Annotated in this window: 11 protein-coding genes; 2 read left to right on the plus strand and 9 right to left on the minus strand. The window is 74.6% G+C overall.

All coding sequences use genetic code 11. The features are described 5' to 3' along the window. Positions 1-65 precede the first annotated feature (65 nt). From ACIQ87_RS33970 to ACIQ87_RS33990, 5 genes are all read right to left on the minus strand, one after another. Positions 66-1,562, minus strand: coding sequence for a hypothetical protein (locus ACIQ87_RS33970; RefSeq protein WP_402414508.1), 1,497 nt, complete (start codon positions 1,560-1,562; stop codon positions 66-68). A gap of 453 nt (positions 1,563-2,015) precedes the next feature. Next, entirely contained in the window at positions 2,016-2,837 is an 822-nt protein-coding gene (locus ACIQ87_RS33975) for an SDR family NAD(P)-dependent oxidoreductase (protein WP_402414511.1), read from the minus strand. A gap of 511 nt (positions 2,838-3,348) precedes the next feature. After that, positions 3,349-5,730 carry a DUF4118 domain-containing protein gene (locus ACIQ87_RS33980; protein WP_402414514.1) on the minus strand — a complete coding sequence of 794 codons (2,382 nt, stop codon included), beginning with the start codon at positions 5,728-5,730 and terminating at the stop codon, positions 3,349-3,351. A gap of 47 nt (positions 5,731-5,777) precedes the next feature. Next, positions 5,778-5,912, minus strand: a complete 135-nt coding sequence (locus ACIQ87_RS33985; RefSeq protein WP_402414516.1) for a hypothetical protein — start codon at positions 5,910-5,912, stop codon at positions 5,778-5,780. Positions 5,913-6,340: 428 nt separating this feature from the next. Then, entirely contained in the window at positions 6,341-6,925 is a 585-nt protein-coding gene (locus ACIQ87_RS33990; RefSeq protein ID WP_402414519.1) for a DUF6434 domain-containing protein, read from the minus strand. A gap of 264 nt (positions 6,926-7,189) precedes the next feature. On the opposite strand from ACIQ87_RS33990, the gene ACIQ87_RS33995 reads away from it, so the two are divergent. After that, positions 7,190-8,137: an SDR family NAD(P)-dependent oxidoreductase gene (locus ACIQ87_RS33995; protein WP_402414522.1), complete on the plus strand. Its 948-nt coding sequence runs from the start codon at positions 7,190-7,192 to the stop codon at positions 8,135-8,137. 160 nt (positions 8,138-8,297) lie between these two features. On the opposite strand, the gene ACIQ87_RS34000 is transcribed toward ACIQ87_RS33995, so the two are convergent. Next, entirely contained in the window at positions 8,298-8,756 is a 459-nt protein-coding gene (locus ACIQ87_RS34000) for a MarR family winged helix-turn-helix transcriptional regulator (RefSeq protein ID WP_402414525.1), read from the minus strand. A gap of 106 nt (positions 8,757-8,862) precedes the next feature. Here ACIQ87_RS34000 and ACIQ87_RS34005 point away from each other — a divergent pair, with 106 nt between their 5' ends. Further along, positions 8,863-10,134 (plus strand): alpha/beta hydrolase, encoded by a 1,272-nt coding sequence (locus tag ACIQ87_RS34005; RefSeq protein WP_402414528.1) that lies wholly within the window; start codon positions 8,863-8,865, stop codon positions 10,132-10,134. A 222-nt stretch (positions 10,135-10,356) separates the two neighbouring features. On the opposite strand, the gene ACIQ87_RS34010 is transcribed toward ACIQ87_RS34005, so the two are convergent. From ACIQ87_RS34010 to ACIQ87_RS34020, 3 genes are all read right to left on the minus strand, one after another. Continuing rightward, a complete protein-coding gene (locus ACIQ87_RS34010; protein WP_402414530.1) occupies positions 10,357-11,850 on the minus strand; it encodes an SDR family oxidoreductase in 1,494 nt (497 codons plus the stop codon). A 382-nt stretch (positions 11,851-12,232) separates the two neighbouring features. Continuing rightward, positions 12,233-13,096 carry a serine hydrolase gene (locus ACIQ87_RS34015; RefSeq protein WP_402414578.1) on the minus strand — a complete coding sequence of 288 codons (864 nt, stop codon included), beginning with the start codon at positions 13,094-13,096 and terminating at the stop codon, positions 12,233-12,235. Between the two features lie 116 nt (positions 13,097-13,212). Further along, positions 13,213-14,160 carry a LysR family transcriptional regulator gene (locus tag ACIQ87_RS34020; protein ID WP_402414532.1) on the minus strand — a complete coding sequence of 316 codons (948 nt, stop codon included), beginning with the start codon at positions 14,158-14,160 and terminating at the stop codon, positions 13,213-13,215. Positions 14,161-14,184 lie beyond the last annotated feature (24 nt).

Genomic DNA, 14,184 nt, shown 5'->3' on the forward strand with positions numbered 1-14,184 from the left:
GGCCCTGTCCGGCAGGCGCGGGCGACGTCGGGGGTGACGAGGTCACGGCTGCCCGGGTCGGGAAGTCAGGCGAATTCGCGCAGGCGCGGCCGCACGCCCAGCGCGGTCAGGGCGAGCGCCGCCGCCAGCACCGCCGCGCCGAGCCCGGCGGTGCCGGCGTCGAGGTCGCCGTCGGTGCCGGCGACGGCGTCGTCGAAGGCGTGCTGGTTGATGGCCTGGTTGTCGTCCAGGGCGGCGCTGAGGACACCGAAGTCGGCGTTGGACTGGCCGGGGGTGAGGCCGGTGTTGAAGGTCACGGCCTCCTTGAGCCTGCCCTGGGTGTTGAGCTCGCGGATCTTCCGGTCATCGCGCTGGTACTGCTGGAAGGCGGTCAACACCCGCTCCGCCGCGTCCTGTTCACCGGCGAAGGTGATGTTGCGAAGCTCGTCACCGAGGTATCCGCCGAAGCCCACCCGGCCGTGGTCGGCCCGGTGCCGGTCGGCCACCGCGGCGAGCCTGTCGTTGTACGTGGCGAGGGTGGCGCCGTCGATGTGGGCGAAGGACTGGGTCTTGTCGACGAAGCTCTGCTCGTAGGCGGCCGCCCGGGACGGGTCCGTCAGGTAGCGGCTCTCGTCGGCGTTGAGGTCGTAGGCAACCGCGCGGGCCCGGCTGAGGGCGATCACCGAGTCGAAGGAGTTGCGCTTGGCGACCACCAGGTTGTGGTCCGCTCTGGAGACCAGCGTCAGCGAGGCGACCAGGCCGACGGCGACGAGCAGGGTGGTGGCGGCCAACGGCAGGTTCACCAGCCGCCGGAAGCGCGCCCTGAGCAGCCACTGCAGCAGCCCGAGCGCGACCAGGGCGAGCAGACCGCCGGCCAGGATCCCCCACCGGTCGTCGGCCAGGGCGTGGCGCTGGTCGGCGTAGCCGCGCTCCACCACGGAGGCGTTGGCCGCTGTCACGCCGTCGACGGCGGGCAGCAGCCGCTGGCGCAGGAGGTCGGTTGCCTGCCGGTAGGCCGCGAGGGCATCCGCCGACGGGCGCCCCGCCGGAGCGTGGGCCTGCTCCTCCAGCAACTGCGCGCGGGCCACCATGGCTTCGTAGCCGCCGAGTTCGCCGATCACGGCGTGTACGGACCGCTGCCCGGCCTCGTCCCCCGCCACCGCCTCTGTGACGCGTTGGAGGTCGGTGTCGGCCTGGGCGCGCCGCTGTTCGTAGGTGTCCAGGGTCTGCGTGCGCAGCGCCGCGTAGTCCGGGTCGGCGCCGAACAGCAGCAGGTTAGCGGACTGGGCGTCCATGTCGTTGAGCGCGAAGTACAGGTCCGCCGAGCGCACCACCTGTGGGGCGGCCTCGTGACCGATCACGTCCGTGCCGTTCCGGGCCCCGCCCAGGGCGGTACCGGTCACCGTGCCGGCGGCCAGCAGCACGGCCAGGCAGAGTCCGGTCAGCCCGCGCACCAGGCGCGGGGTGTTCCACCAGGCCCGGACCCGCCAGGAGCGGACGAACCGGTGGCGGGGGGCGCGCGGCCCGGGACCTGGTACGGCGGCTCCCTGTCGCGCCGTCTCCGGTGCGACTGTGTTCCCCACGACCGCCGTACCGCCCGACGTACCCGTTGGCATCGCCGCGCGCCCCCTCCCCCTGTTTTTCACTGGCCGCCGAACCATTCCCCGGACGAACCGGCCGGGGGATCGGGATTCGGCAAACGGTCCGCCGTTGGGCCCATGCCCGGGCGGCGAATCGTTTCCTCGCAGATGACGCTAGGTGCGCTCCGGCGCTCCGCCGCCCGCCCTGACGCGCCCTTGACGCTTCCGAGGCCCGTCTTGACGGGGCATTGGCGCCGGATCGGTCCGGCCGCACCGCTCGGCGAGGGCCTCGGAGGCCGGGGGGTGCACCCGGTGCCGGTGGCACGCGGCACCGGGTGGGTCCGTCGGGCTACTGCCCGGCCTTGCGGCCGTGGTTCGCCTTCTTCTTCCGGCGGGCCTTCTTCTTGCGGGCACGCTTGGACATCGCGGTTCCTCCGCTCTCTCGGGTCGTACGGGTCAGGCCGCCTGGGCCACCAGCTGGTCGGCGAGCTTGGCCAGCCGCTTCAGCGAGCGCCCCTCCTGGGCGGCAGGCGCCGCCTGCGCGACCGAACCACCGTCGTAGTAGGCGCCGTTGGCCACGACCGTCTCCGGCAGGCAGAGCCGCACCACCGCCTCCGCCCCCTCCGCGGCCGGCGCGCCGGTGCGCCCGTAGAGCGGCAGCAGCGCGGTGGCGCACTGGCCCGGGTTGAGGCTGACGGCGGTGATGCCGGAGCCGGCCGGGGCCATCTCGGCGGTCGCCATCGTGAGCGCGAGCTGCGACTGCGCGTACGCGGCGACCCGCGAGTACTTCTTCGTCCGGTGCGGGTCCGACCAGTTCATCGAGGCGGTGCGGTGCAGCGAGGAGGAGACGTTGACGATCCGGGCGTCGCCGGCCGCCGAGAGCGGTGCGCGCAGCAGCTTCGCCAGCAGGTGCGCGGCCAGGAAGTTGACCTGGAGCGAGACCTCGTTGCCGTCCTCGGTGAGGATGCAGCGCTCGGGGGCCATCGCGGCGGCGTTGTTCACCAGCAGGTCCAGCGCCGGGTAGTGCTTGACGACCGTGCCGGCCAGCACCGCGACCTCCGCGAGGTGGGTGAAGTCGGCTGCCAGCTCGACGAGTTGGTCCCTCCGGGCGCCCGCATCGACCAGCCGGGCGACGGCCGCCTCGGCCTCACCGGTGGTGCGCGCGTGCACGAGGACCGTCACGCCGTGCCCGGCGAGCAGTCGGGCGGTCTCCCAGCCGATGCCGGACGAGGCGCCGGTGACGAGGGCGGTGCGGGCGGACAGAACAGCGTCGGACATGACCCATCCAAGGGTGGAAGGGCACCGGCGGGGTGCGGAGGAGGTGCGGCACGGAGCCGTACGCCTCCGGGGCCGCCGGTGCGAAAAGGGGGTTGATGCGATGGACCGCCGTCCGTTCCCCCGCCCTCGGAGCCCTCCGGAGCAGGGGAACGGACAGCGGTGACCCACACGGGCACGACGAACGGCACCCGGCCCGTGCGCGCGGCCGGTGGAGAGCGGGAAGGGGCTCGACCTACCGGACGACGATGGCGACCGCGACAGCGACGATCCGCGGCCGACTATGCGGCGGGCGGTCGTGGTGACGTGTCGAGCGGTGCATGCCCCCCATCAAAGCCCTCCCCGAGGCCCGGAGCAAGTCGCTTCACCCTCCCTGACGAACCCCTGACGATCTCCTGACGCCCCGCCGACGACTCCTCGGCGACGCAACGGCCCCGGACCCCACCGAGGGCGCCAACCCTCCTGAGGCCACCGACAGTTGCAGATCACCGCGCCAGTCGGGCATCGGCGGGCATCACACCACCGCGCGGGCCAGGCTGATCACGTACGCGGTACCACCGCCGGCCGCCTCCTCGACGGCCAGCTCACCGTTCATCGCCTCCACGAAGCCCCGCGCCACCGCCGGACCCGTGGGCTCCACGGCACCGGCACCGCGGCCGTGGACGGTCACCCGGACGTCCACTCGCCCGGCCACCACGCCGGCGTCCACCACCGCCGTCCCACCGGAGACCAGGACGTCCGCGATCGCCCGCTCCAGCAACCCCGGGTCCGCGAGCACCCGCGGCAGAGCCGCTCCGAGGTCGACGCGGACGCCGGCCAGCCCGTCGGCGGCGGCCCGCACCACCTCGGCCAGCGCCGTCGGCCTCAGCACCACGGGCATCACCCCGGCTCGCAGCCGGCTCAGGTCCAGCAGGTTGGCGACCAGCCGCTCCATCCGTTCCACCTCGGCACCGATCCGCTCCCCGGCTTGCTCCGGCAGCCGCCCGGCCTCCCGACGAACCGTCGCCAGCGGCGCCCGCAGGTCCTTCCCGAGAGCCTCCAGCAGAGCGGTGTGCATCGCGTCGGTGTGCGCGAGCACCTCCGCCGCCGCCGCCTGCGCGGCCAGCCGTTCCCGTTCCCGGGCCAGCCTCAACTGCGTGACGTACGGCCCGAGCAGCCGGGTGTCCTCCTCGGTGAGCGGTGCGCCGCGCAGCGCGAGCACCGCTCCGTCGCCCAAGCCGACGGAGAACGACGCCTTGTCAGGCTCCGACGGCGCCTCCACCCCGGCCGAGGCCACCGGTTGCCAGAGCGCCTCCCCCGTACGCAGCAGCACGGCGGCACCCTCCAGACCGAACACCTGCCGCAGCTCCGCCACCAGATCGGACAGCGCCCGCGGCCCGGACTCCACCGTCTCCCCCGCCAGCCGGCCGAGCACCGCCGCCTCCGCCCGTGCCCGGTCCGCCTGCTGCGAACGGCGCGTCAGACCGTCGATCAGGTGCGAGATCACTCCGGCCACCGCGAGGAACACCAGCAGCGCCGCGACGTCCGCGCCCCGTTCCACCGTCAGGCTGTGCCGCGGCGCGGTGAAGAACCAGTCCGCCGCCAGCGCCCCGGCGGCCGTACTGCCCGCCGCCGGCAGCAGCCCGCCCAGCCGGGCGGTTCCGGTCACCACCAACAGCAGGCACAGCAGCACCCCGGACAGCCCGAGCGAGTACCGCAACGGGGACAACGCCCACGTCAGCGCGACCGCCCCCACCGGCCCCAGCAGCCATGCCAGGCGGCGCCGCCGGACCGGGAGCAGCGCCGGGCGCCGGCGCCGCGGCGAGGGCGGCACGGTCAGCAGCCCCGGCTCCGGCGGCGGCAGCACGTGCACGTCGATCGGACCGGCCAGCCGGATCACCCGGTTGATCACCGAACCGGAGAGCAGCTCGCGCAGCCTGCTGCGGCTGGTCGGCCCCAGCAGGATCTGCGTGGCGCTCTCCGAGCGGGCGAAGTCCACCAGCGCCCGGGCCACGTCGCCGCCGCTCACCTCGACGTAGCCGCCGCGCAGCTCCCGGAGCAGGTCCCGCTGCGCCGCCAGCCCCGGTGGCTCGTGCTCGGCCGTGCCGTCGTCCAGCCGGACGTGCACGCCGAGCAGGTCCCCGTGCACCCGGGTCGCCGTGCGGGCTCCCCGACGGATCAGGTGCTCGCCCTGCGCGGCACCGTTCAGGGCGACAAGGATCCGCTCCTTGGTCTCCCAGGGTGCCCGGATGCCGTGCCGGGCCCGGTAGTCGGCCAGCTCCTCCTCCACCCGGTCGGCGAGCCAGAGCAGCGCCAGCTCCCGCAGCGCACCGAGGTTGCCGGCGCGGAAGTAGTGGTCCAACGCCACGTCGATCCGGTCCGGAGGATAGACCTCCCCCTGCGCCATCCGCGCCCGCAGCGCCTGCGGGCTCAGATCGACCAGCTCGATCCGGTCGGCCGCGCGCACCACCTCGTCCGGGATCGTCTCCCGCTGCGCGACACCGGTGATCTGCTCGACCACATCGTTGAGACTCTCCAGGTGCTGGATGTTGAGCGTCGTCGCCACGTCGATCCCCGCGTCCAGCAGCTCCCGCACGTCCTGCCAGCGTTTCCCGTTCCGCCCGCCGGGCACGTCGGTGTGCGCGAGCTCGTCCACCAGCGCGAGCGCCGGGCGGCGCGCCAACAGCGCGTCCACGTCCAGCTCCGTCAGCTCCACCCCGCGGTACGCGACCGGCTTGCGGGGCAGCACCGGCAGGTCCCCCAACTGCTCCTCGGTCCCGCGCCGACCGTACGTCTCGACCAGGCCGACCACCACATCCAGCCCCTCGTCGCGCAGCCGGCGCCCTTCCCGGAGCATGGCGTACGTCTTCCCCACCCCCGGTGCCGCGCCCAGGAACACCCGCAGTTTCCCGGCCACCGCCGCCACCCCGCCGTCTCTCTCCGCCTCCGGTTCCACGCCCCGCCCTACCCGACGCGGACGAGCGGGCGCCAGGAGCGATCCGGCTCGGCCTCACGCAGGCCCGCGCGGGTGACCGCGGCGACCACGGCGACCACGGCGACCACGGCGACCACGGCGACCACGGCGACCACGGCGACCACGGACAAATCCTCCGACAGCCGTGCCCGAAACCTCGTCCGCCGCGTCGACACGGCGGCACCCGACGAACTCACCCTTGCCCCTGTCCGCGTCCTCGGCCGGCGCCACCGCGGCGCAGGGCGCAAGGCTATGCGACCAGCCGCTGCGCTCCCGGCAACCGCCGGCGCGGATTCGCCCCGTCGGCCCAGCGGTCCAGCGGCCCCGGCAGCCGGCCGCATGGCGCGGCCGTGTGTCCGGCACCGCCGGCGACGACCCCGGCCGGCTCCGCTCGGAGGCGTCCTTCGCCCACCTGTGCGCGGCGGCCCCCTCCTCACCAGGTCACGGACGCGATCCCGGTGCGGCGGCGCTGCGGGCGGTCGGATCCACGCCCGACGGGCCCGCTCCTCGCCGGTGCGGATGCGGAACCCGAGTCGCCGGCCCTGGACCGGTGTCAGCCGCCGGCGGGGTGCTTGGGAAGGGCGCGGTGGGCGTACCAGGCGTCGCGGGCCTGGGCTCGGGTGCCGGCCGGGTTCGCACGGTGCCAGGCGCTGGTGAAGCGGTTGAACTCGAACTGCTCCCCGATCTCGCGGGGCCGGACCGTCTCCGGGCGGGTGGCGTGCCAGTGGGCGACGGCATCGGCCAGGGTCCGGCCGGCGCTCCGGGCGATGAAGTCGCGCATGAAGGCGTCGAAGTGGAAGCCGGGGCCGATCGTCTCGACGAAGTACCTCCGCAGGACCTGGCTGCACCGCTGGCCCGGCGGGATCACCGTGTCGCCGTCGACGGGCGCGGCCAACTGCGCGGTCGCCGGGGAACGGCGGGCCGGGGCGGCCGGTGGCGGCGTACCGTCCAGCGTCGCGGCGAGCCGGGCGGTGAGCGCCGCCTTGCCGCCGTGCCGCGCGACACCCATCGATCGGGCGAGAGCCGTCAGCTCGTCCAGTGTCCAGTACCAGCGCAGCAGTTCGGAGCCGGTGAGGCCGGCCGTCAGTGGGGGCCTGGACTCGGTGGCTGCCGCTCCGGCGTTCCGGTTCTCGATCACGGCTGTGATTCTGCCGGATCGTGTTCCAGGGGTTCGTCCCGGCCTTGTTCCCCCTCTCCCCCACTCCGCTGCCCCGGAGTGACGGCATCGGCGGTGCCGGCCGCCGAGCCCGAGTACCGGACCGACCGGCTGTCAGCAGGGGAACAGCCGACTGCCGGTGACCTGTGAGCGGAGCCTGGGAGCGTACGGATCGCGCGAACCGCACGAACCACACCGCGCCGCACCGCGCTGAACCGAACGATGCCGAACCACCGGGAGCCCGCCATGCCCTTCGTATCCGAGACCCGGCCGTGGGACGTCCACCGGCTGCCCCGCGCCGAGGGGCGGCGCTTCCTGGTCACCGGCGGCAACGCGGGCATCGGGTACTTCGTCGCCGAGCAGCTCGCCGCCACCGGGGCCACGGTCGTGCTGGGCAGCCGCGACCCGGCGAGGGCGCGGGCGGCGATCGCCTCCATCGGCTCGCGCGTCCCCGGCGCCGACGTGCGGTACCTGCCCCTGGACCTGGCCGACCTCGGCTCGCTCCGCGCGTCCGTGGACGCGCTCGGGCCGGACCGGCTCGACGCCGTCGTCCACAACGCCGGTGTGGCGCTCGACCACCCGCCGCGCCGCGAGACCACCGACGGGCACGAGCTGATGCTCGCCACCAACCACCTCGGCCACTTCGCGCTGACCCACCACCTGGCACCCCTGCTCGCGGCCACCCCCGGAAGCCGGGTCGTCACCACCGGCAGCTTCGCCGCCAAGTCCGAGCATCTGGACCTCGACGACCTCCAGAGCACCCGCGACTACCGGCCCAAGCGCGCCTACGCACGCTCCAAACTCGCCCAGATGCTCTTCGCCCTCGAACTCGACCGCCGCCTGCGCGCCGCCCGCAGCACCACGCTGAGCGTCCTCGTCCACCCCGGCGGCGCACTCGACGCCCTCACCCCCTCGCGCCCGCCCGTCCACATCCGCACCACGGGCGCACGGCTGAGCCACCTGCCGCTCGGCCTCGTCGTGCAGGGCAAGGACGCCGCCGCGTGGCCCGCCGTCCGGGCCGTGCTCGACCCGGGCGTTCGCGGCGGCCAGATGTGGAGCCCCCGCGCGTTCGGACTGCGTGGCACCCCGCGCACCGAACCCCTCTGGGACCACCTCAAGGACACCGCCACCGCCGCGCGCCTGTGGGCGGCCAGCCGCGAACTGACCGGCACCGATCCGTCGTTCGCCGGGTAGCCGACCGGGCGGCCGACTCGCCGCCGACTCGCCGCCGCGGGCGAGGGCGGCTCCGCGGCGCCGGGCCCGTGGTGCCCGCAGGAGTCCGTGAGGTGTGACGTCAACCTCGCCTGCCGGCAGAGGACTTGATGCCCCGGGCGCGATGGCGGGCACGGTGGGCTCAGAGCCGGTCGTAGACGGCGGACAGCCGCTGGAGCACTTCGGTGGCCTGGTCGAGGGCGGCGTCGTCGTAGTCGTCCAGATCGGCATGCAGGGCCTCGGCCAGCGCCTTCTGGCGCTGGCCGTGCCGGGCCCGGCCGGCGTCGGTGAGGGCGACCAGGACGGAGCGCTTGTCCTCGGGCTGGCGGGTGCGGGTGACGTAGCCGGCCGCGACCAGGCCGTTGACCAGCTGGGTGGTGGCGGCGCCGGTGGTCTCGGTGCCGGCGGCGAGCCGGCCGATGGTGAGGGGGCCCTGCTCGGCCAGGGTGCGCAGGGCCCGGGCGTGGGTGAGGGAGAGTGCGCCCGGGGTGCGGGTGGCGCGTCCGCGCAGCCGGGCGTCGGCGGCGCTGAGGCGGTAGGCGGCGCGGGCGAGGCGGTCGAGTGCTCCGGCACGGTCGTCGGTGGGTGGGGTGCTGGTCATTGGTCGTCCTTCTCGTCGGGGTTGACAACAGATTAACCAAAGTACTTAATGGCTAAGTACTTATTCATTAAGTACTTAGCCATCTGGATCCCCCAGGAGGAGACCCATGACCATCCGATCGACCGGCCAGAGCTGGGCCCTGGACACCGCCCTCGCCCAGGGCGGCTTCGACGCGCTGCACCCCGAGGCCGTCGGGACCATGGAGCAGCTGGGCCACGACCACACCGACTTCGCCAAGGTCTTCGCGCTGGTCAGGAGCGGTGCGATGCTGCCCAAGGCGTGGGCGACGGTGGCCGGTCAGACCGAGGAGCGCGCCGCCCACCACGAGCGCGGCGGCTTCGCCCAGACCGCCGCCGACCTCTACCTGAGGGCGGCGGTGATGTGGGGCCGGGCCCAGTACTCGATCTTCGACGCCACGGACCCGCGCAAGACGGCCATGCGTGCGCGCGCCAACCACTGCGTGGAGCGCCTGGGCGCACTGCGCGACGGCCGGGTGCGGCGGGTGGAACTGGACTTCGAGGGCTCGCGGATCCACGCCCTGCTGCACCTGCCGGCCGGGCCGGTCGAGAACGCGCCGGCCGTCATCCTCGGCCCCGGGATGGACATGATCAAGGAGGACTACATCTGGGCCGCCGAGCGCTACTACACCTCGCGCGGCATGGTCGCGCTCTCCATCGAGGGGCCGGGCCAGGGCGAGAGCCGCGCCGGCGGACTGACCGTCGACCTCGGCAACTACGAGCGGGCGATCGGCCGTTACATCGACCACCTGGCCGCGCTCCCGGAGGTCGACTCCGACCGGATCGGCATGTTCGGCATCTCGATGAGCGGCTACTGGGGTTCCCGGGCCGCCGCCGTCGACGGACGCCTGGCCGCGCTCGCCGCCTTCGAGGCCGTCACCGGGGACTTCGCGACCATCTTCGAGCGCGCCCAGCCGACCTTCAAGAACAACTACATGTACATGGCCGGGTACACCGACGAAGCGGCCTTCGACCGCGACCTGACCCACCGGATGCCACTCGGCGACCTGGTGGCCGACATCACCTGCCCGGTGCTGTACGGGATCGGCGAGTTCGACGAGCTCACCGACCTCGGCCAGGCGCTGGAGAGCTTCGAGCGCGTCCGGGCGCCGAAGGAACTGCGGGTCTACGAGGACGAGTTCCACCCGCTCGGGGGCGTGGCCGCCGAAGTCTTCCGGTTCGGCGCGGAATGGCTGCAGCGGGCCCTCGCCGGCGAGTTCGCCGAGCCCGGGCGGGATGTGCGCCACTACGTCCACCGCGACGGCCGCACCACCGACGGCAGCGCCGACCCCATCTGGTGGCTCGGCGGCGCACCGACCGCGCTCACCGACGTCCGGCTCGCCCAGCACCGCCGGAGCTGACGCCCGTTCCCCCGGGGTGCCGACGCGCGAGCGCCGGCACCCCGCCGGGCGGGGCGACCGCGTCGGCCCGCCCGGCGCGCCGAGAACAAGGCCTCCGCCCCGTCCGAGGCGGCTGTGAGGCTTGTCGGTTCGGCCAGGTCGGCTACCGCCGCGCGGCGCGGGACAGTGCGGTGGCGGTCGGCCTCGACGGCGGATCCGGCGTGGCCGGGTGGGCTGGCGGTGTCACGGCTCCTGGCGGGCGCGTTCGGTGATGTTGCGGGCCATTCCTCCGAACACCACCGTGTGGAACGGCGCGACCGACCACCAGTAGGCGTGGCCGGCCAGGCCGTGCGGGTGGAAGAGCGCCCGCTGGCGGTAGCGCGTGCGGTGCTCGCCGTCCGGCGTGACGGACAGTTCGAGCCAGGCCAGGCCGGGCAGCCGCATCTCGGCGCGCAGCCGGAGCAGCCGGCCCGGCTGGATCTCCTCGACCCGCCAGAAGTCGAGGGAGTCGCCGACCCGCAGCCGGGCGGGGTCGCGCCGGCCCCGGCGCAGGCCGACGCCGCCGGCCAGCCGGTCGAGCCAGCCGCGCAGGGCCCAGGCGAGCGGGAAGGAGTACCACCCGTTGTCGCCGCCGATGCCTTCGATCACGCGCCAGACGGCGGCGGGTGACGCGGTCACGGTGCGTTCCCGGACGTCCTGGTAGAGGCTGCCGCCCGCCCAGTCGGGGTCGGTGGGCAGCGGGTCGCTGGGGGCGCCGGGCAGGGAGGCGGAGGACCAGCGGGTGGCGACGTCGGCGTCCTTGATCCGGCGCAGGGCGAGGGTCACGGCCTGGTCGAAACCGGTCAGGCCCTCCGGCGGGTCGGGCACCCACCGGGCGATGTCGTGTTCGCCGCAGACGACCTCGTGGCGCAGGGACTCGACGAGCGGACGGGCGATGGAGTTCGGCACCGGGGTCACGAGTCCGACCCAGTGGCTGGAGAGGCGGGGAGTGAGGACCGGCACGGGGACGATGAGGCGCCGTCGCAGTCCGGCGAGCCGGGCGTAGCGGTGCATCATCTGCGCGTACGTCAGGACGTCGGGGCCGCCGATGTCGAAGGTGCGGTTCACTCCGGGTGGCAGACCGGCGGCACCGGCCAAATAGCGCAGGACGTCCCGGACGGCGATCGGCTGGATCCGGGTGGAGACCCACCGTGGCGTGACCATCGCGGGCAGGCGTTCGGTGAGGTGGCGAAGCATCTCGAACGAGGCGCTTCCTGAGCCGATGATCACCGCCGCACGCAGTTCGGCCGTGGGCACACCGCTGCCGCGCAGGATCCGACCGACCTCGGCGCGGGACCGCAGATGGGGCGAGAGGTCCGCTTCGGGCACCCCGACGGGGACGAGACCGCCCAGGTAGACGATCCGGGTGACGCCGGCGGCCGCCGCGGCGGCTCCGAACGCGCGGGCCGCCGCCCGGTCGGTCGCCTCGAAGGCCGGTCCGGTGCCCAGGGAGTGCACCAGGTAGTAGGCCACGTCGACGCCGTGGAAAGCCGCTGCGAGGGTCTCGGGTCGGCTCACGTCGCCGGCGGCGATGTCGACGTCCGCCCGCCACGGCTGGTCCCGCAGCCGGGCGGGGTTGCGCACGAGGCAGCGGACACGGTGTCCCCGGGCGAGCAGCTCGGGCACCAGGCGGCCGCCGATGTAGCCGCTCGCACCGGTCACCAGGCAATGCCTCGCTGCGGCTCGCTCTGTGTCCATCTCGACTCCTCGTCCGAAGGCCGGGCCCGCCCGCCGGGTCCCGTGGTGGACCGGAGCAGCGGAATCAGGATCACGCATCCACTTCGGAGCCCGCGACCCGGTCGGCACCGTCGATGCCCGCCGTGGCGGGCTTCGAGGACTCGGCGGCCGCGGCCCCGGCGCGGCCTGGCTTCGGTCGAGGACCCGGTGGGCGCCGCGTCGTTCCGCCCTGCCGTCAGGTTGCCTGAACCGCGCCCCGCGAAGGGGGGCAACCCCTTCCGGCTCTGAGCCGATGATCCCGTGAGAGCTCGTGCCCGGTCCTGGTGCCTTCCAGGGCCGGGCACGGGCGTTTCGGCGGTCCGGACCACCGGCAGGGCGCCCGCGCCCGGCACCGCCGCGGCGGTCAGCCCGTCGCGCCGGTCGCCGCCCGGGCCCGGAGGGCGTCGACGGCGAGGCGGGCGGTGGTTCCGATCGCGGCGTCGGCGGCGGGCAGTGTGATGGTGGTGGCGGCGGCGCGGGTGAAGACGGCGAGCGCGTAACGGCCGCCGTCGGGGTACTCGACGACACCGACCTCGTGGCGCAGCGTGGGGAGGGTGCCGGTCTTGCCGTGGACGCGGACGTCGTCGAAGGGGAAGCCGGAGGCCAGGCGGTGCGGCCAGACCTGGAGGCCGAGGAGGCGTCGCAGGGCGGCGCCGTATTCGCCGGGGCAGGCGTCGCCGTGCCAGAGGGCGGCGAGCAGGGTGGTCATGTCGCGGGGGGTGCTGTGGTTGGTGAAGGCGGGGTCGAGGACCCTGAGGCGGGCCACGACGGCGGGGTCGACCGGGGAGTCGGGGCCGGTGTCCTCGGCGAGGGCGGCGATGAGGTCGCGGAGCTTGTGGACGGCGACGGTGCGGCTCAGGCCGAGGTCGGCCATGGTGCGGTTGACGGCGTCGAGGCCGATCTCGTCCCACAGGGTGTCGGCGGCGGTGTTGTCGCTGACGGCCACGGTGAGGTAGGCGAGGTCGCGCAGGGAGAGGCGGGCCGGGTCGAGCATCGCGCCGAGGCCGGTCCCCCCGGGGGTGCGGCCGGCGGCGGGGACCTCGACCTGCCGGGTCAGGTCGATCCGTCCGGCGGCGGCCTCGCGGTACAGCGTCACGAGCAGGCAGAGCTTGTGGACGCTGGCGGTGCTGACGGCGGTGTCCGCGCCGAGGGCGATCTCGGCGCCGGTGTCGAGGTCGCGCGCGTGCAGCCAGCCGGTGACGCCCGCGTCGGTGAAGGCCGCGGCGATGCGGGTGCGCGCGGCCCGGCTGTGCGGGGTCCGGTCGGCAGCCGTACGGTCGGCTCGGGTCCGGTCGGCTGCCGTGCGGTCGGCTCGGGTCTGGTCGGCTGCGGTGCGGTCGCTGGTCACAGCGGGAACTCCATTGCGGGCCGGGGGTAGAGCGGGCGGTTGGGCGGCTGGGGCAGCAGGCCGCCGGGGCCGGTCAGCGCCTCGTGGGCGGCCTGGGCGAACAGCCGGACGGCGGGCCCGCCCCGCCCGGCCGGCCAGGCCGTGGAGGTCCGCCAGGCCAGCGGGGTACCGGTGAGCGGACGCCACACCGTACCCGGTGATGGTGTGGTGCGCGGCACCAGGGCGATGGCGCTGCCGGTCAGCACGAGCGCGCCCGCGACGTCCGGTCCCGGCGGGTCGACGACGGCCTCGGGGGTGCAGCCGTGCCTGGTCAGTGTGGTGAGGACCTCGTCGTACAGGGCCGGGGCCGCGGCGCGCGGGAAGAGGACCAGGCGCAGGCCGGTCAGTTCGGCCACCGCGAGCTCCGGGCGGTCGGCGTACGGACTACGGGCGGCGAGCAGGACGCCCAGCGGCTGGTGCAGGACGGGCCCGAAGGCCAGTCTGTCGGCCGGGCAGGGGTGACGGACGACCGCGACGTCCACGGTGTGCTGGCCGAGTTCGCGCACCACGGCCGCGACCGGCAGTTCCCGCAGTTCGAGCCGGGTGCCCGGGGAGGCGGCCTCGAAGCCGGTGAGCAGCGCGGCCAGGGCGGCCGGCCCGAGTTCGGGCGGGACGGCCGCGCGCAGGGTGCCGGCCCGTCCGCTGCGCAGGTCGGCGGCGGTGGCGAGGAGACGGGCGGCGCTGTCCAGCGTCTCCTCGGCCTCGGCGAGCAGCAACCGGCCCGCCGGGGTGAGGTCGACGCCGCGCGGGCCGCGGTCGAACAGGGTCACGCCGAGTTCGCGCTCGAGGCGCTGGATCCGCTGGGAGAGCGAGGGCTGGGCGATCCGCAGGCGCTCGGCGGCGCGGCCGAAGTGCCGCTCCTCGGCGACGGCGCGGAAGTGGCGGAGGTGCCCCAGCAGGTCCATGGGCAGCAATCATAGGTGTTTTCT

The sequence above is a fragment of the Kitasatospora sp. NPDC096204 genome (assembly GCF_044763205.1).
GTDB lineage: Bacteria > Actinomycetota > Actinomycetes > Streptomycetales > Streptomycetaceae > Kitasatospora.

Bases quoted from the DNA above. Each gene is read 5' to 3' on its own strand.
- ACIQ87_RS34010 (WP_402414530.1), bottom strand. From the start codon at position 11,850: ATGGACACAGAGCGAGCCGCAGCGAGGCATTGCCTGGTGACCGGTGCG.
- ACIQ87_RS34005 (WP_402414528.1), top strand. From the start codon at position 8,863: ATGACCATCCGATCGACCGGCCAGAGCTGGGCCCTGGACACCGCCCTC.
- ACIQ87_RS34020 (WP_402414532.1), bottom strand. From the start codon at position 14,160: ATGGACCTGCTGGGGCACCTCCGCCACTTCCGCGCCGTCGCCGAGGAG.
- ACIQ87_RS34000 (WP_402414525.1), bottom strand. From the start codon at position 8,756: ATGACCAGCACCCCACCCACCGACGACCGTGCCGGAGCACTCGACCGC.
- ACIQ87_RS33975 (WP_402414511.1), bottom strand. From the start codon at position 2,837: ATGTCCGACGCTGTTCTGTCCGCCCGCACCGCCCTCGTCACCGGCGCC.
- ACIQ87_RS33995 (WP_402414522.1), top strand. From the start codon at position 7,190: ATGCCCTTCGTATCCGAGACCCGGCCGTGGGACGTCCACCGGCTGCCC.